This is a genomic window from Parasphingorhabdus litoris DSM 22379, from assembly GCF_020906275.1.
GTDB classification, from domain to species: domain Bacteria; phylum Pseudomonadota; class Alphaproteobacteria; order Sphingomonadales; family Sphingomonadaceae; genus Parasphingorhabdus; species Parasphingorhabdus litoris.
The window spans coordinates 3,303,026-3,318,727 of sequence record NZ_CP086727.1 but is presented as its reverse complement, the minus strand read 5'-3'; the positions used below and the strand labels follow the sequence as shown (position 1 = coordinate 3,318,727).

Below are 15,702 nucleotides of genomic sequence, written 5' to 3'. Positions count from 1 at the left end.
GATCAACATGAAATTGGATGACCATCAAAAAAGATGAGAGCTACTGCACCGGGATCGGATGCAGCATTGTCAGAAATTTGAGCTCCGTCCCCGCTCGCCGATGTTCTGACAGAGCCTGATAATCGGGGTCGTGATACCAGGTTGTTGCTGCCTCTGCGTTCGGGAACTTGAATAGGACTACGCGGCCCTCGGGCGGGGTGCTGCCTTCAAAGGTGTTGCTATTGTCATCCAGGGTGATGAACGTGCCGCCATGCTTTTTCAGGATCGGGAAAAAGCCCTTTTCATAATTACGATATTTGGCTGCATCATGGACGGTGAAATTGGCCATGACGTGAACCGGTGCTGCATCTATGTCGCTCATGATGCGTCCTCCGTTTTCGGCAAGCCGACCGCATTGCGGATCTCGTCATTATCCGCGCCCAGTGTCGGCGGGTCGGCATAGACATTGGCGGGGCTGGCGGAATAGTGGACGGGATGTTTGATTGAGCGATATTTGCCGATCTTTTCGCCCTCCCGCTCGGTCCAGAAACCGACTTGCTGAAGATGCGGATCTTCAAGCACATCGGCCATCTGGTTATAGCGCATGGCAGGAATATTATGCTCGTCGAGCAGCTCCAGCCACTCATCCGTCGTCTTGGTCGAGGCAATTTCCTCGATCAGTGCATAGAGCGCGGTGATATTCTTGGTGCGTTCGGAATAGGTCGCGAAACGCGGTTCTTCAAACACGCCGGGCTTGCCGCCCAGCTCGAAAAAGGTTTCCCATTGCCCGTCACTATAAGGGACCAGTCCAATATAACCGTCCTTGGTCGGATACGGCTTGCGATTGGGATTGATCGAGCGCGTGTAGGCGAGGCGGCCATTGCCGGGAATGAAGGTCTCGCCCCATAGATTTTCGACCATGTTGAACCAGGTAAAGGCTTCGAACATCGGCACCTGGACAAATTGGCCCTCGCCAGTTTTTTCCTTGTGGTACATGGCCGCCAGCGTCGCATTGACAGCGAACAGCCCGATAGTTTTGTCAGCGACCAGCGACGGCATATAAAGCGGCCGCCCGCTATCGCCACGCTTTTCAAACAGGGATGCAAAGCCGGAGGAGCACTGGATCAAGTCATCATAAGCCTGCCGGTGCGAATATTCTCCGCCTTGGCCAAAGCCCGCGCAATGGACATAGACAATCCCCGGATTGATTGCCTTGACCGACTCATAGTCCAGCCCGAGCCGTTCCATCCCGGCGAGCCGGACATTGTGGAAAAACACATCAGCATGTTTCAGCAGCTCGACAATCACTGCCTTGTCGGCTTCTTCCTTGGCATTGAGGGTGATCGATTTCTTGTTGCGGTTGAGCGATGTGAAAATCGGTCCGAGATCGCCGGTTGGACTGTCGCCGGCATGACGCATCATGTCGCCGGGAAATTTGCCGCTGTCATTTTCTACCTTGATAACCTCTGCGCCCATGTCGGCAAAATTGAGGGTCGCAAACGGGCCAAGAACGACGGTGGACATGTCCAATATTTTCAGGCCCTTTAGCGGCCCGGTTGGTTCGACATCCCATTTCAGTTCCGGCCATCCGCTCATCAATTTATCCTCAAATTATTAGGTGCATGAATATGCGTGTCTGTTATCAGTTTTAATCGATCGATGAACTGTTTATTTTGAGGGACTTTCACGCATGACAATTTCGGATCGCCAAGCACCTGTTTTAATTGGTGTGGGAGAAGCCAGCGGGCAATCCCTGAGGCAGGGATTGGGCATCGAATGGCCTTCGCCGGTGGACCTGGCTTCGGCTGCCGCGAAAGCCGCACTGGCCGACAGCGGCGTTGCGGACAAGCTGGGCGCGTCGATCGACTGCCTGCTCGCGATCCGGCTCTTCCACGACAGCGGCGTGCAGCATGCTTATGGCTCTCCGGATAATTTTCCCGACGCGATTGCACAGGCGGCGGACCTTAATCCGGCGCAGCTCATCTACGGCGATGTCGGTGGCCAAAGTCCGCAAAAGCATATTAACGAGCTGGCAGTCCAGCTGCATGAGGGCAAAATCAAAGCCGCCCTTCTCTGTGGTTCAGAATCCATCGGCACGGTCAAGCGCGCCAAGAAAGCCGGCCACGCAATGGACTGGAACCAGCCTTCGGATCGGGACTTTATCGACAAGCGCACCGAATTTCCGGTCCTCACCATGTATGAATTTCGTCATGGGATCATCTCCATGCCGATGGCTTACGGTCTGCTCGAAAATGCGCGGCGCAGCCGTTTGAATATGGACCGGGCGAGCTATGCAACGGACATGGCGGAGCTATGGTCGGCTTTCTCCTCGGTCGCCTCCACACGCGAGCATGCGCAATTTGCGAAAGACTGGAGTGCGGAAGAATTGCTGCAGGACGGCAGCGGCAACTATCAGCTCAATGATCCCTATCGCCGCTGGATGGTGGCGCAGGATGCGGTCGCACTGGGCGCCGCCGTGATCATGACGACCGCGGGCCATGCCGAAGACCTCGGCATCGCGGAAGACAAGATGATCTATCTGCATAGCGGCGCGGATGCGAGTGTCCCGATCATCAGCCAGCAAATGGACCTGTCGCGCTCTCCCGCCGTCGAATGGGCGGTGGGCAAGGCGCTGGACCTGGCCGAGCAACAAGCGAGTGATATCGGTCCGATCGATATTTACAGCTGCTTCCCGGTCGCCGTGTCTCTGGTGATGGAAGCGCTGAACCAACCGGATCGGCCGCTGTCGAGCTATACGCTGACCGGCGGGCTGAGCTTTTTTGGCGGACCCGGGAACAGTTATAGCACTCATGCGATCGTGGCCCTAGTGCAGGCGCTGCGCAAAGATGGTAGCAAACCCGGCATGATTTCCGCCAATGGCGGCGCGATCAACAAGGAATCCGTTGGTATTTATGCAGCGCAACCACTTGCAGGAGGATGGTCACCTGATCGGATCGCGACGCCAAACGCGTTGCCGCCAGATGAAGGCACAAAACCCGACCATTTTGCATCGGGTAGCGGCGTGATCAAAAGCTATGCCCTGCCTTATGTAAAAGGTGTTGCTGGGGCGGCTACGCTATGGCTCGCCGACGAAAATGATGTGCCGTGTATCGGTCTGCTGGAAAACCCGCCGAAAGATACGGACCTGATTGGCGAGAGGGTTACGATCTCTACAGACGGCAAACGTAATCACGCGGTGCTGCAATAGGTCGCCTTAATAGCTGTCATGTGTTGAACTTCCGGACAGCTATATATCACGCGCAAGGGATACAAGTCTCGCCCGAGCAGACCTTCTCATAATTTCCTTGGATAGAAGCGATATTGTGATATTATTCTGTACATGAACGAAGAAATCAAAAATATTGATGAAAATGACCGAAATATCCTGAAAGCTCTGCAGCAGGATGCTAGTCTGTCGCTGGAAAATCTGGCAGCGCAGCTTAGCCTGTCCACCAATGCTTGTTGGCGGCGGGTCAAGCGGCTGGAGGCGGACGGGATTATTGCGCGGCGTGTGGCGATTGTGAAGCCGGAGGCGGTCGGCCTTGGTATGACAGCCTTTGTTGCGGTTCGCACAAATGATCATAGCGATAAGTGGCTGGAGAAATTCGCTGCAGCCGCATCGTCCATTGACGAGGTAGTCGAATTTTACCGTATGGCGGGAGAGGTGGATTATTTGCTGAAACTATTGGTGCGCGATATGGCCGATTATGACCGGGTATATAAGAAACTGATCAAGGCGGTGCCGCTGTCTGATGTGTCAGCAAGCTTTGCCATGGAGCGGATTAAATACGAAACGGCGGTGCCGCTATAATCAAACCTCAACCACTTCCTGACGGATCGCCCCGAAAATCGAATGGCCATCCTCGTCCAGCATCTGCACCTTGACCGTATCGCCAGCGCTCATAAACGGCGTTTTCGCTTCACCATCAGCAATCGTTTCGATCATCCGGATTTCCGCGATACAGCTATAGCCGAGCCCGCCTTCGGATACCGGCTTGCCAGCGCCGCCATCGGCGTCCTGATTAGACACCGTACCCGAACCGATAATTGTACCGGCACATAGCGGTCGTGTTTTCGCCGCATGGGCAACGAGGTCTGCCAGGCTGAATGTCGCATCCACGCCGGCATTGGCACGCCCAAATGGTTCGCGGTTATAGTCGACATGCAGCGGCAGGTGGATGACCGAACCCTTCCAAGCATCACCCAGTTCATCCGGTGTGACGCAGACCGGGGAGAAGGCGCTGGGCGGTTTGGACTGGAAGAAACCAAAGCCTTTGGCAAGTTCCCCGGGGATCAGGCCGCGCAGGGAGACATCGTTGCACAGCATGATCAGCTTGATGTGATCGGCCGCATCATCGGCGCTGATGCCCATAGGGACGTCATCGGTGATCACGGCGACCTCGCCTTCCATGTCGCAGCCCCATTTTGGATCGCCTAGCGGGATATCATCACGGGGACCAAGAAACGCATCGGAACCGCCCTGATACATCAGCGGATCGCTATAAAAGCTTTCGGGTACTTCGGCACCGCGCGCTTTGCGGACGAGCTCGACATGGTTGATATAAGCGCTGCCATCCGCCCATTGATAGGCACGGGGCAGAGGCGAATGGGCGTCGTTTTCATGAAAACGTTCGCAGGGGACAACCTGATGCTCAACATCGCGGTACAAGGCTTCCAATTTCGGCGCGCAGTTTTCCCAATTGTCGAGGGCAGCTTGCAGGGTGGGGGCTATATTATTCGCTTCGCAGCAACGGGTCAGGTCTTTCGAAACAACGACCAGTCGGCCGTCGCGTGTGTCATTTTTCAGCGTCGCGAGTTTCATAGGGTTCCCATCTTTTATTGAAAACGGATAGTGCGCCGGAACGGCTCAACAATCAACATGCACGATTAATGTTCGTCGCGCGCCTTTTCATGCAGCCATGCAGCATGTTGCGGAGCCTTTTTGGTGCGGCTCCATTCTTCAAGCATTTCTGGGGCCACGCGGCGCAGCTCCTTCATCTCTTCCTCGGTCCCGATGTCACAGGCAATCTCCAGCCGGTGCCCATTGGGGTCGAAGAAATAGATGGATTTGAAAATGCCGTGATGGGTGGGGCCCAGCACTTCAAGGCCTTCCGCCTCCGCATTGGCCTTGGCGGCGAGCAGTTCCTCAAGTGTATTCACCTTGAATGCAATATGCTGCACCCAGGTAGGCGTGTTGGGGTCCTTGCCCATTTCCGGCTGCTGCGGCAGTTCGAAAAAGGCGAGGATATTCCCGCCGCCCGCATCGAGAAAAATATGCATGTAAGGATCATATTCACCGGTTGACGGCACTTCATTCTCGGCAAAGGCGACGTCGAAATCCATGCCCATGACGCGTTTGTAAAATTCCGCCGTTTCCTTCGCATCCTTGCAGCGATAGGCGACATGGTGGATGCCGGAGAGATTGGGCGCAGAAGTCATTCTGCAGGTTCCTTTGCATCGACGTCAAGCACACCGCGTGCAACTTGATCGCGTTCAATGCTTTCGAACAGCGCTTTGAAATTCCCTTCGCCAAACCCGTCATCACCTTTGCGCTGAATAAATTCAAAGAATACAGGCCCGATTTGCGGTTCGGCAAATATCTGCAGCAGAAGCCGCGGCTGGCCACCTTCCGTGGTGCCATCGAGCAGGATACCACGACTTTGCAGCGCGCTGGCATCCTCGCCATGGCCGGGCAGACGCTCATCAAGCATCTCGTAATAAGTGTTCGGCGGCGCGGTCATGAACGGAACGCCGAGTGTCTTGAGCCGGTCCCAGCAGGCGATCAGGTCATCGCAGATGAGGGCAATATGCTGAATACCTTCGCCGTTAAACTCGCGTAGGAATTCCTCAATCTGGCCTTTGCCGCCTTCACCCTCTTCGTTGAGAGGAATACGGATTTTCCCATCAGGCGCGGTCAATGCCTTGGACGTCAGGCCGGTATATTCGCCTTTGATGTCGAAGAAGCGGATCTCGCGGAAGTTGAACAAAGTTTCGTAATAGTCCGCCCAATATTTCATCCGCCCACCATAAACATTGTGGGTGAGATGATCGATAATGTCGAAGCCGGCACCGATAGGGTTGCGGTCTACGCCCGGCAGATATTCAAAGTCGATGTCATAGATGGACAGCGCATCACCGCGCTCTTCATCGGCATAGCGATCAACCAGATAGAGGATAGCTCCACCAATACCGCGGATCGCCGGGATATGCAGTTCCATAGGTCCCGTCTCCACGCTCACTGGCTCCGCACCTTTTTCCAGCAGATGATCATAAGCCTTGCGCGCATCTCTCACGCGAAAGGCCATGCCGCAGGCCGATGGGCCATGTTCGCGTGCGAAATACCAGGCTGCCGATTTTGGTTCATAATTGATGATCAGGTTGATTTGCCCTTGGCGCCACAAATGCACGTCTTTTGAGCGATGCTGCGCAATGCGGGTAAAGCCCATGACTTCAAAAACCGGTTCCAGCACGCCTTTTTCGGGCGCGCAAAATTCTACAAATTCAAAGCCATCAAGGCCGGCCGGGTTTTCAAAAAGATCAGCCATGGATGCATTCCTTACGTGTAAGAGAAATATAGTTACAAATGAAACTATAGCGGAGGCGCAGCGATTAATCAAGGCCGACAAAGCGGTCAATCGTGACTTGATCCCTGGAGGCTAAATCGCCAAATGGCAGAAATCAAAGTTAAAAGAGGTGCGAGTAGTGATCCAGAAGATCAAAATCTTGATCGAATCATCCCTGTTTCAAAATGCCATCATGGCGGTGATTGTCGTCAACGCCATTGTTATCGGGCTGGAAACATCGGCCGAAGTGATGGCATCATTTGGCCCGTTTCTGGTCATGCTGGACCAGATCGCCATTACCATTTTTGTGATCGAAATTCTCCTCAAGCTGTTGGTTTATCGCTTGCAGTTTTTCCGCAGCGGCTGGAATAATTTCGACTTTGTCATTGTTTCCGCTGCGCTGCTGCCATTGGGCGGAAATTTCGCAATTCTGCGCGCGCTTCGCATTGTCCGGGCTTTTCGATTGGTTTCCGCCATGCCCAAAATGCGTCAGGTGGTGCAGGGACTACTTTCCGCCATTCCGTCGATGGGGTCGGTCATCCTGTTGCTCGGCCTGATTTTCTATGTGGCCTCGGTGATGGCGACAAAATTATTCGGCGCTTCCTTTCCGCAATGGTTCGGTTCGGTCGGCGCATCGCTTTATTCGCTGTTCCAGATTATGACGCTGGAAAGCTGGTCGATGGGCATCGTCCGTCCAATCATGGAAGTCTATCCATGGGCCTGGGCGTTTTTCGTGCCCTTTGTGCTGGTGACCTCCTTTGTTGTGCTGAACCTGTTTATCGCGATCATCGTCAACGCGATGCATGAGGAAGCGGACGAAGAACAAAGTGCGCAGCGAGATATCATATTGGATGAGATACGCGGATTGCGGCAAGAAGTAGCAGCGCTGCGGGATTCAAGGACTAGCTAAATCGCTGCCCCAGCTCAAACATGGCAACGGCCGCTTTGGCTGCTTCCCCACCCTTGTCTTTCTGTCCTTTGTCCGCACGGGCAAGGGCTTGTGCTTCATTCTCGACCGTGATGATTCCGTTTCCAATCGCTGCCCCGTCGAGTGTCAGAGCCATGATACCGCGGGCGCTTTCATTGGAGACGATTTCAAAGTGATAGGTTTCCCCGCGCAGCACGACACCCAGCGCGACAAAGCCGTCATATTCTCCGCTATCGATAGCAAGGGAGATGGCGCCGGGTACTTCCAGCGCACCGGGGACGGTCAGCATCTCATGCTCATGGCCAGCTGCTTCCAAAGCAGCCTTGGCGCCATCCAATAGCATGTCATTCAAATGGTCATAAAAACGCGCTTCAACAATCAGAAATTTGGCCATTATGCGGTCTCCAGTTCTTTGGTCGCATCCGGCGTCGGTATTGCCCGCTGCCCAACAATGCGGAGCCCATAGGCATCGAGCCCGACAAGGTCATGACTGGTATTGGACAGTAATTCCATATCGCTTACGCCCAACTCGGTAAGGATCTGCGCCCCAACGCCATAGTCGCGCAGTTGATCCATATCCGCCGGTTTCTCGCCTTTCAGCCTGGCGACCTGACGGGAATAGAAATCCGGTATCCGCGGGCTGATAAAGACGATGATGCCGGAACCGGCTTCACCAATAATCTTCATGGATTCAGCCAGTGTCCCGCTATGCGCTCCGGTCTTGCCAAACACGTCGCTAAAAATCGCGGTGGCGTGCATGCGAACCAAGGTCGGGCTTTCCGGATCGACATGGCCTTTTTGCAGGACAATCTGTTCCGATTCGGTGGCGGTGTTGAAGAAAGTAATCGCCTTCCACTCGCCGCCCCAGCGGCTTTCAAATGTCGCTTCAGCCCGCTTCTGCGCAAGATGGTCATGGCGCAACCGGTAAGCGATTAGATCGCGGATCGTGCCGATTTTCATGCCGTGATGCTGGGCAAATTCGATGAGATCATCTAGCCGCGCCATTTCGCCATCGTCCTTCATGATCTCGCAGATTACTCCGGACGGGTTGAGCCCTGCGAGCCGCGACACATCGACCGCCGCCTCGGTATGGCCAGCGCGCACCAGCACACCGCCATTGCGGGCCTGTAGCGGGAAGACATGGCCCGGCGTCACAATTTCACTTTTGTCCTTGGTGCCATCAATCGCCACAGCCACAGTGCGGGCGCGGTCAGCCGCTGAAATGCCGGTGGTCACACCATCGCGCGCTTCAATCGAGATGGTGAAGGCCGTCTCGTGCGCGGTCCGGTTATTCTGGCTCATCATATCAAGGCCGAGCTCCTCGACCCGGTCCCTTGCCATTGCCAGGCAGATCAGCCCGCGACCATATTTGGCCATGAAGTTGATCGCATCGGGCGTTGCCATTTGCGCCGGAATGATAAGATCGCCCTCATTCTCCCGGTCTTCGTCATCGACCAGGATATACATACGCCCGTTGCGTGCCTCGTTGATAATCTCCTCGGCCGTAGCCATGACGCTGTTGCCGCCGCTTGCGAGATATTTCTCCAGCTTGCCCAATGTTTCGGCCGTCGGATTCCAGTCCGACTCGCCCAGCCGCCGCAGGCTGTTCGCGTGAAGGCCGGCCGCGCGGGCCAAGCCAGCGCGCGTTTCCTTGCCGGAATCGATCAATTCAATCAGTTGCTCTATCAATATCTTGCTCATCGGTGCAGCCTTATCTATTCACTATGTGGCGCTGCTATCACATTATAATGTGATCCGTCCAGAGCTTTATCACATCAAATGTGATAGGGTTTTGATGATTTCGGCCAGTTTATACAGGTTCGACACAGAATCGCTGCCAAATTTTTGCCCTTATGTCCGACATCAATGTGATGACCAATGTGTTCGATATCTGGTTCTAATAACATATGAGAGATGCTGTAGGAAAGCTGAGAAAGGCCCTATTGAGCATCACAACTTTCACAAAAAGCCTCTCAATTCGCCCACAAACTGTTCGAACTGGTCATGGTGCAGCCAATGGCCTGCATCATCAAATTCCTTCACCGACACATTGTCACCGAAATATTGGATGCGCCCGTCCTTTTCCGGATTGCTTGCCCAGCTGTCAGCGCCGTAATGCAATTGGGTGGGGCAACTGATATTGCGCCACAGCTCATGGATATTGTCTTGTGAGAGATCAATCGAATCCCAATGCTGCACATAGGGATCGAATTTCCAGCTATAGCTGCCATCCTCGTTGCGGATAACCGCATGGGTCGTCAAATGCCGGGCCTGTTCGTCGGACAGGTGGCCATTGGCTTCCTGCATCCGTTTGAGCGCATCTTCAAAAGTCGGATAGCGCTTGACTTGGCGTCCGGCGGCTTTGCGTTTTTCTTCTATGCTATTTCTAACACGCTGCAGCTGTCCGATCTTCTCGCGCTCGGCCAGCATTTCCGGGCCGGGGCCAAGTCCTTCAATGGCGACCAGCTTACGCACCGTATCGGGATAGAGGCCGGTGTAGCGCAGGGCGATATTGCCGCCCATGCTGTGCGCAACAATCGTCACCGGGGACAGATCAAGCTGGTGGATAAGCTGCGCAAGATCAGTGACCATTGCCATCGTTGTGTAGTTGCCGTCGGTGCTCCACTGGCTGTCGCCATGACCGCGAACGTCTGGGGCAATGATATGCCAATCATCACGTAGTTCCTGGGCAACCCAGTCCCAGTTGCGGCAATGATCCTTGCCGCCGTGAAGCAGGATCAGTGGTGGTTTTTCGGTATTGCCCCAATCAGCATAATGCAGCCTCAGCCGCTGAGAGAAATAGCTATGCGAAGCAGGGCCAACCAGATCCATCTTTGTTTTTCCTCGGAATAAAAAATATTTGGCGGGTCTATAAACCGCCAATTAGGTGTTTGTCGAAGGATGTTTGCGGCGGAGTCGGTTCTTAACGGCGCCGTTCCATTTCATTTCAAGCTTGGGCTTTGTAATCGGTTGTAAGCTCATCCGAGTTCTGCGATCATTTGATCAATGAAAGAACCCGCCGCTAACAAATTCACGCATTCTCATGTAGTTTTGGAGGATGGAACAGTTGCCTTCAAATGCTCGGCAGATCAAGATATCTGGCCGTGGCTGGCCTTGCATCCATTTGATCCCATTGTCGTCCAGACTGTTAACTACTGGGCATCTGTGGAGACCAGCACTGCACGCGGAACTTGGGATCCCACCAAATGGTCTGCCTTAACTCAATCGGATTGGACTTGCGGGAAATCTGGTGCCAATCATCCCACCCATGGCGTTGCGGATTTGATAAAGGAGGGAGAAAATCTACGCTTTCAACTGACGTTCTTCGACAAATATGGCTCGCTGGTCTACCGCATGAGTGGTATCGGTGTTGTGTTTCAAAATCGGGATTTTGAATCATGGCGAGATAAAGCAAAACAGCAAATCACTGCACCGGTTATGGCAGAAGATTTTCAATATGCGCCCGCAAACCTGGTTGGGGTTGGATCACAAAATGAGAGCTTCCTGTCGCCGTTGATCGATCACCACAATCCTTCTGCGCAAGCCTTGATCACAAAAGAAAACGGGTTCCCACCCGAACACCCTTTTCTCAGCGGTTCGGGTGATCATGTCAATTCAACACATTTGGCCGATGTCGCCAGACAATTTTTGAACCTCGTGCTCGATGGGCGGCCACGCTTGATTATCGGGGGTGAAATGATCTTTAAACGCTATGTGGAATTGGGACTGCCATTCCACATAGCGCTGACCCAGGAAGACCGTTCGCAAAATACAATCTCGATGGCTGTTCAGCAGAGCGATCATCTGTGCGCAACAATTACACTGAAATATTCGCACGAGCAATAAAGGCTGAGACGATGTAGGCTAATGCGCCGAGCAGGAACGAAGTAGCTGAACAAACTCAATGGAGCGGAACACCCGCCACTGTGATCCGGTTCAAGTAGCGCCGATGGCCTTGATAGTCGTTCAGCGCATAATGCCAGGTCGAGCGATTATCCCACATGGCAAGGGTGCCTTCCTCCCATTGCAGCCGGAAATGAAATTCGGGCTTCGCGATATGGGCGTAGAGTTCGGCCAACAGAGCCTTGCTCTCGTTCTCTTCCATATCGACAATGTTCAGCGTGAAGCCTGGATTGACATAGAGACCCTTTGCGCCGGTCTCTGGATGGTTGAGCACCACCGGGTGTATAGCCTCTTGAACGGCGGATTCGGTATTGCCGAAACGCCCACCAAATTTCTTTTGATAGTCACTGTCTTTACCGAAAATATGGGCATTGCCATGACGGGCTCTCAGGCCGTCGAGCCGCTTCTTCATGGCATCGTCCAGCGCTTCATACGCCGCGTGCATGCCTGCAAACAAGGTGTCACCGCCGCTGGGTGGGATTTCCAACGCATAAAGGATTGATCCCATAGCAGGGATCTCGTCATAGCTGTGATCTGTGTGCCAACCGCCACCAATGTTCATTTCCTGATCGGGTTCTTTGAGAACCTTGGCAATCTGCGGATAGCCTTCGACCGGGGTGAAAAAGCGATTAATATCAATATCGTTCCAACGCTCTGCAAACGCGATATGGTCTTCCGGGGTCAGCTGCTGGTTTCGGAAAAAAAGGGCCCCGGAGTTGAAGAATGCCTCACGGATTTCGGCGAATTCGTCATTGCTTAAGGACGTTAGATCGACACCCTCGACCATTGCACCAACGGCTTCGCTCGCTTTCGTTATTTGCATTTTTCCCCCTGCGAATCTTATTATCAGATAGGTATATAGCCCATTTCTGTGATATTAGGTTGAACAATTACGACAAGGAGTATGAGCCATGACTGACACCAAATTGAATCGCCGCCAGATGCTCGCTGCAGGCGCAGCTACGGGTATTGCACTAACCGCTTGTCAGTCAGTTGCGGCGCAGGGGGATTCAGACCTGTCCGGCAAATCGGTCTTGATCACCGGTTGTTCCTCCGGTTTCGGCTATCTAGGTGCGCTGCACTATGCGGCACAGGGGGCAAAGGTTTTTGCCACCATGCGCAATATGCCGCGCGCAGAAGCAGATGCCTTAAAGGCCGCAGCGAAAGATGGTGCTGATCTGACCGTGCTGGAACTCGATGTGCTATCGGATGAATCAGTTGCCAAAGCGGTGGCAGAGGCAGAGCGGTTGAATGGTGGCGCTCTGGATGTGATCGTCAACAATGCTGGTATCGGCACGGGTGCGCCGGTCGAATTGCAGGATGTCGAGGCGACTCAACTGTTGTTCGAAACCAATACTGTTGGACCGCACAGGGTAGCGCTAGCGGCTTTGCCGAAAATGCGGGCCAGGAAAGCCGGACTGATTATCAATGTGTCGTCCCAACTTGGCCGCGTGATGGTGCCGGGCATGGGGCTCTATTCGTCAACGAAGTTCGCGCTGGAATCGATGAGTGAGCAGATGGCATATGAGCTCGTGCCGCATGGTGTGGATGTGACGGTTGTGCAGCCCGGCGGCTACCCGACCAAAATCTGGGCGAATGGCAACAAGTTAACCGGACCGATGCTGGAACGGGCAACAGACGAACGCAAAGCGGCCTATCCGGAACTGGTGGCCGGGGCGCTGCGCGATGGCGGCGGTTCAACAGATCCCATGGATGTGCCGCGCGCGATTGCCGGATTGATTGCAATGAGCCCAGGCAAGCGGCCATTGCGTGTTCCGGTTCATCCGGGCCGCAAACCCCAAACCGCGATCAACGAGGTCAGTGCTCAGACCCAGGTGGCCATGCTGGGCAATTCGCCCTTTGGCCCCTGGATCAAGGATGTGCATGGACGCAGCTGATCAGGCGTTAACCGCCGCACCTGTTTCTTTTACCAGCAATAGCGGCGCCATGTAGAAGATCAAAAAGACCAGGTTAGGGATCACATTGGCTGCGTTGCCAGATGCGACTGAAGCACTGCTGTCGATCACAAACCAGGTCAGGAATACATAGATGGACCCGCGCCGGATCAGCGCATTGCCCTGTTCGACACCAGGTGCTGAGATGAACAGATACATGGCGCCAAGACCACCGAATACACCGCCGGCAATCGCCATGGCCAGTTTGGACTCCGGTGTCGTCAGACCCGCGACGCCATCGCTTCCTGATGATGCCAGATTGAAAAACATGTCATTCATACCGGTAAAATCGGTCACGCCAGCCAAGGCAAACAGGACGGCCGTAATGATCGAAAAGGCGCCGATGATGCGCATGGCGCGAGCAGCAACTGTGGGTGACATAATCTATCTCCTTGTTGAATCTCGCTAAGCAAACCCGATGCAGATAGTGAAAACAATTACCCCATAGGTAAGTGCGTCTCTTGTGCTGCGCTGGCATGATGCAATAACACTGTTAGAAGGAGACGGAGATGCAGACAGAATTTGGCAGCATTTTGAAGGAATGGCGCAAAGTCCGCCGGTTCAGTCAGCTTGATCTGTCGCTGGAAGCCGACATGTCGGCGCGCCATCTCAGCTTTCTGGAATCTGGCCGCTCCAACCCAAGCCGAGCCATGGTTTTGCGGCTTTCGGAAGCTCTGAAACTGCCGCGTGGTACGGCTAATCAGGCGCTAAATGCAGCGGGTTTCGCGGCCATTTATCCCAGCCTGCCAGATGATGCGCCGGAACTCGCGCCGGTTCATCAGGCGATCGCGACTATGCTCGACCATCATGATCCCTATCCCGGCATCGCGGTGGATCGGCACTGGAACGTTGTGCGCTCCAACAAGGGGGCAGGGATGCTGTTAGCGCTGGCGAATCCAAGCGAGACGGTCAACCTCATGGAGATATTGATCAAAAGCGCCGAGATGGATCTCATTGAAAATTGGGATGAGGTGGCGATGCTATCGCTGACCCGCCTTCGCACCGAAATATTGGAGCTTGGCGGTGATGAGAAACTGTCCGCCTTGATGCAGCGTGTTTCTGATCTGGACCGCGTGAAAAATGCTGATCTGGCCTCCATCAATCTCAATCAGGCGGTAATTCCGACCATCTTGCGGGTTGGTGAGAACCGCCTGTCACTCTTTTCCACTATCGCGCAATTTGGGTCCGTGCAGGACACGCAGGCGGGTGAAACGCGGATTGAACTGATGTTCCCAATGGACGATGAAACCATTCAGTTTTTTGAAAGGTAGTCGCTGCCATTGCTTGCTATGCTGGGTTCGTCGCGGAGTGGAGTTTTTAAGTATGTTGAAGATGCGTTGGCTGGCGCTGCCGTTATTGGCTCTCGCCGCTTGTACAACCGGCCCCGATCTTAAGGATAATCGGAAAAATTCCAGCATAACCAACGCAGAGCCTGTGCCAGAAAACAGGGTCTCAGCCGCAAATCTTGCGAAATGGCTTGAGGATAATGCCAGTTGGTATGCGGCGGTTGAGCCATTTCAGATCATCGGTGAAAAAGGCGCGGGCGTCTATTATGTTGGTACCCGGGGTCTTGCCATGTTCTTTATCCCGACGCAGGATGGCCACATCGTGATTGATGGCGGCATGCCTGACCAGGGCCCGCTAGTGGCCGAATCCATTTCCAAGCTGGGCTATGACCCCAAGGACATAAAGATCCTGCTTAACAGTCACGCTCATCTCGATCACTCCGGCGGGCTTGCGGACCTGAAGGCCATGAGCGGCGCGCAGATGATCGCCAGTGAAGGGGATCGCTCCGCATTGGAAGGTGGCTTTTATCTGGGATCGGAAGAGACTGAATTCCTTTATGCGCCGCCGGTGAAAGTGGATCGGATCATCGCCGACGGTGAAACTGTGAGCCATGGCGGCGTAACGCTGACCGCTCATCTTACGCCGGGTCATTCGCGTGGCTGTACAACCTGGACCATGGACGTTGTTCAGGGTGGAAAGACTTACGAGGTGCTGTTCTTCTGCTCCGCCACTGTCGCTGCGAACCGGCTAGTCAGTCCGCCGCAATATGAAGGCATAGTGGATGACTATCGTACCACCTTTGACAAGACACGCGATTGGACGCCGGATATATTCCTCGCCAACCATCCAGGTTTCTTCGGCATGAAAAAGAAGCGGGAACAGCAAAAAGCGGGCAATGCACTCGCCTTTGTCGATGATCAGGCTTTTGGCAAGGTCATCACGCGCCTCGAAATTTGGTTCAACGATGCCCTGAAGAAGCAGATGGAGGCTGCAGCGCCCTGATTCAGTTTGACCATGGATGATTAGTCAAAATGGGACTTGCGGAACGACTTGCCGAGCACCTAACCTCGCCCGATCACAGGAAGAA

Annotated in this window: 17 protein-coding genes; 7 read left to right on the top strand and 10 right to left on the bottom strand. The window is 54.1% G+C overall.

Annotated elements, in window-relative coordinates; translation table 11 throughout:
- Positions 1–40 precede the first annotated feature (40 nt).
- Complete coding sequence (locus BS29_RS16110) at positions 41–361, bottom strand: DUF1330 domain-containing protein (protein ID WP_229954651.1); 321 nt, start codon at positions 359–361, stop codon at positions 41–43.
- Positions 358–1,575: a CaiB/BaiF CoA transferase family protein gene (locus tag BS29_RS16105; protein WP_229954650.1), complete on the bottom strand. Its 1,218-nt coding sequence runs from the start codon at positions 1,573–1,575 to the stop codon at positions 358–360. Before BS29_RS16105 ends, BS29_RS16110 begins: the two co-directional genes overlap by 4 nt.
- A 94-nt stretch (positions 1,576–1,669) precedes the next feature.
- Between BS29_RS16105 and BS29_RS16100 the strand changes: the two genes are divergently transcribed.
- Positions 1,670–3,187: a hypothetical protein gene (locus tag BS29_RS16100; protein ID WP_229954649.1), complete on the top strand. Its 1,518-nt coding sequence runs from the start codon at positions 1,670–1,672 to the stop codon at positions 3,185–3,187.
- Positions 3,188–3,319: 132 nt separating this feature from the next.
- Positions 3,320–3,790, top strand: a complete 471-nt coding sequence (locus BS29_RS16095) for an Lrp/AsnC family transcriptional regulator (RefSeq protein ID WP_229954648.1) — start codon at positions 3,320–3,322, stop codon at positions 3,788–3,790.
- On the opposite strand, the gene BS29_RS16090 is transcribed toward BS29_RS16095, so the two are convergent.
- From BS29_RS16090 to hppD, 3 genes are all read right to left on the bottom strand, one after another.
- A complete protein-coding gene (locus tag BS29_RS16090) occupies positions 3,791–4,801 on the bottom strand; it encodes a fumarylacetoacetate hydrolase family protein (protein WP_229954647.1) in 1,011 nt (336 codons plus the stop codon).
- Positions 4,802–4,866: 65 nt separating this feature from the next.
- Complete coding sequence (locus BS29_RS16085; RefSeq protein ID WP_229954646.1) at positions 4,867–5,418, bottom strand: VOC family protein; 552 nt, start codon at positions 5,416–5,418, stop codon at positions 4,867–4,869.
- Positions 5,415–6,524 (bottom strand): 4-hydroxyphenylpyruvate dioxygenase, encoded by a 1,110-nt coding sequence (gene hppD, locus BS29_RS16080; RefSeq protein WP_229954645.1) that lies wholly within the window; start codon positions 6,522–6,524, stop codon positions 5,415–5,417. Before hppD ends, BS29_RS16085 begins: the two co-directional genes overlap by 4 nt.
- 157 nt (positions 6,525–6,681) lie before the next feature.
- Between hppD and BS29_RS16075 the strand changes: the two genes are divergently transcribed.
- Positions 6,682–7,452: an ion transporter gene (locus tag BS29_RS16075; protein WP_229954644.1), complete on the top strand. Its 771-nt coding sequence runs from the start codon at positions 6,682–6,684 to the stop codon at positions 7,450–7,452.
- On the opposite strand, the gene ribH is transcribed toward BS29_RS16075, so the two are convergent.
- The 3 genes from ribH to BS29_RS16060 form a co-directional block, all read right to left on the bottom strand.
- Positions 7,445–7,864, bottom strand: coding sequence for a 6,7-dimethyl-8-ribityllumazine synthase (gene ribH, locus BS29_RS16070; RefSeq protein ID WP_229954643.1), 420 nt, complete (start codon positions 7,862–7,864; stop codon positions 7,445–7,447). The two genes, BS29_RS16075 and ribH, sit on opposite strands and share 8 nt — an antisense overlap.
- On the bottom strand, positions 7,864–9,171 hold the full coding sequence (gene ribB / locus BS29_RS16065) for a 3,4-dihydroxy-2-butanone-4-phosphate synthase (protein WP_229954642.1): 1,308 nt from the start codon (positions 9,169–9,171) through the stop codon (positions 7,864–7,866). The genes ribH and ribB overlap by 1 nt, the downstream gene beginning before the upstream one ends.
- Before the next feature lie 258 nt (positions 9,172–9,429).
- Positions 9,430–10,302, bottom strand: a complete 873-nt coding sequence (locus BS29_RS16060) for an alpha/beta fold hydrolase (protein WP_229954641.1) — start codon at positions 10,300–10,302, stop codon at positions 9,430–9,432.
- Between the two features lie 174 nt (positions 10,303–10,476).
- Here BS29_RS16060 and BS29_RS16055 point away from each other — a divergent pair, with 174 nt between their 5' ends.
- Complete coding sequence (locus BS29_RS16055; RefSeq protein WP_229954640.1) at positions 10,477–11,316, top strand: hypothetical protein; 840 nt, start codon at positions 10,477–10,479, stop codon at positions 11,314–11,316.
- A 55-nt stretch (positions 11,317–11,371) separates the two neighbouring features.
- Here the strand turns inward: BS29_RS16055 and BS29_RS16050 are convergent, their stop codons facing one another.
- Positions 11,372–12,196, bottom strand: a complete 825-nt coding sequence (locus BS29_RS16050; protein WP_229954639.1) for a TauD/TfdA dioxygenase family protein — start codon at positions 12,194–12,196, stop codon at positions 11,372–11,374.
- A gap of 88 nt (positions 12,197–12,284) precedes the next feature.
- On the opposite strand from BS29_RS16050, the gene BS29_RS16045 reads away from it, so the two are divergent.
- Positions 12,285–13,271, top strand: coding sequence for an SDR family oxidoreductase (locus tag BS29_RS16045; RefSeq protein ID WP_229954638.1), 987 nt, complete (start codon positions 12,285–12,287; stop codon positions 13,269–13,271).
- Here BS29_RS16045 and BS29_RS16040 read toward each other — a convergent pair whose 3' ends face one another.
- Positions 13,272–13,709, bottom strand: coding sequence for a hypothetical protein (locus BS29_RS16040; RefSeq protein ID WP_229954637.1), 438 nt, complete (start codon positions 13,707–13,709; stop codon positions 13,272–13,274).
- A gap of 128 nt (positions 13,710–13,837) precedes the next feature.
- Here BS29_RS16040 and BS29_RS16035 point away from each other — a divergent pair, with 128 nt between their 5' ends.
- Together BS29_RS16035 and bla are read left to right on the top strand one after the other, a co-directional pair.
- Positions 13,838–14,599 carry a helix-turn-helix domain-containing protein gene (locus BS29_RS16035; RefSeq protein WP_229954636.1) on the top strand — a complete coding sequence of 254 codons (762 nt, stop codon included), beginning with the start codon at positions 13,838–13,840 and terminating at the stop codon, positions 14,597–14,599.
- Between the two features lie 52 nt (positions 14,600–14,651).
- Positions 14,652–15,617 carry a subclass B3 metallo-beta-lactamase gene (gene bla, locus BS29_RS16030; RefSeq protein WP_229954635.1) on the top strand — a complete coding sequence of 322 codons (966 nt, stop codon included), beginning with the start codon at positions 14,652–14,654 and terminating at the stop codon, positions 15,615–15,617.
- The last annotated feature ends 85 nt before the right edge of the window (positions 15,618–15,702 follow it).

Coding starts and splice junctions, on each gene's coding strand:
- BS29_RS16110 (WP_229954651.1), bottom strand. CDS start 361: ATGAGCGACATAGATGCAGCACCGGTTCACGTCATGGCCAATTTCACC.
- BS29_RS16105 (WP_229954650.1), bottom strand. CDS start 1,575: ATGAGCGGATGGCCGGAACTGAAATGGGATGTCGAACCAACCGGGCCG.
- BS29_RS16100 (WP_229954649.1), top strand. CDS start 1,670: ATGACAATTTCGGATCGCCAAGCACCTGTTTTAATTGGTGTGGGAGAA.
- BS29_RS16095 (WP_229954648.1), top strand. CDS start 3,320: ATGAACGAAGAAATCAAAAATATTGATGAAAATGACCGAAATATCCTG.
- BS29_RS16090 (WP_229954647.1), bottom strand. CDS start 4,801: ATGAAACTCGCGACGCTGAAAAATGACACACGCGACGGCCGACTGGTC.
- BS29_RS16085 (WP_229954646.1), bottom strand. CDS start 5,418: ATGACTTCTGCGCCCAATCTCTCCGGCATCCACCATGTCGCCTATCGC.
- hppD (WP_229954645.1), bottom strand. CDS start 6,524: ATGGCTGATCTTTTTGAAAACCCGGCCGGCCTTGATGGCTTTGAATTT.
- ribH (WP_229954643.1), bottom strand. CDS start 7,864: ATGGCCAAATTTCTGATTGTTGAAGCGCGTTTTTATGACCATTTGAAT.
- ribB (WP_229954642.1), bottom strand. CDS start 9,171: ATGAGCAAGATATTGATAGAGCAACTGATTGAATTGATCGATTCCGGC.
- BS29_RS16060 (WP_229954641.1), bottom strand. CDS start 10,302: ATGGATCTGGTTGGCCCTGCTTCGCATAGCTATTTCTCTCAGCGGCTG.
- BS29_RS16055 (WP_229954640.1), top strand. CDS start 10,477: ATGAAAGAACCCGCCGCTAACAAATTCACGCATTCTCATGTAGTTTTG.
- BS29_RS16050 (WP_229954639.1), bottom strand. CDS start 12,196: ATGCAAATAACGAAAGCGAGCGAAGCCGTTGGTGCAATGGTCGAGGGT.
- BS29_RS16045 (WP_229954638.1), top strand. CDS start 12,285: ATGACTGACACCAAATTGAATCGCCGCCAGATGCTCGCTGCAGGCGCA.
- BS29_RS16040 (WP_229954637.1), bottom strand. CDS start 13,709: ATGTCACCCACAGTTGCTGCTCGCGCCATGCGCATCATCGGCGCCTTT.
- BS29_RS16035 (WP_229954636.1), top strand. CDS start 13,838: ATGCAGACAGAATTTGGCAGCATTTTGAAGGAATGGCGCAAAGTCCGC.
- bla (WP_229954635.1), top strand. CDS start 14,652: ATGTTGAAGATGCGTTGGCTGGCGCTGCCGTTATTGGCTCTCGCCGCT.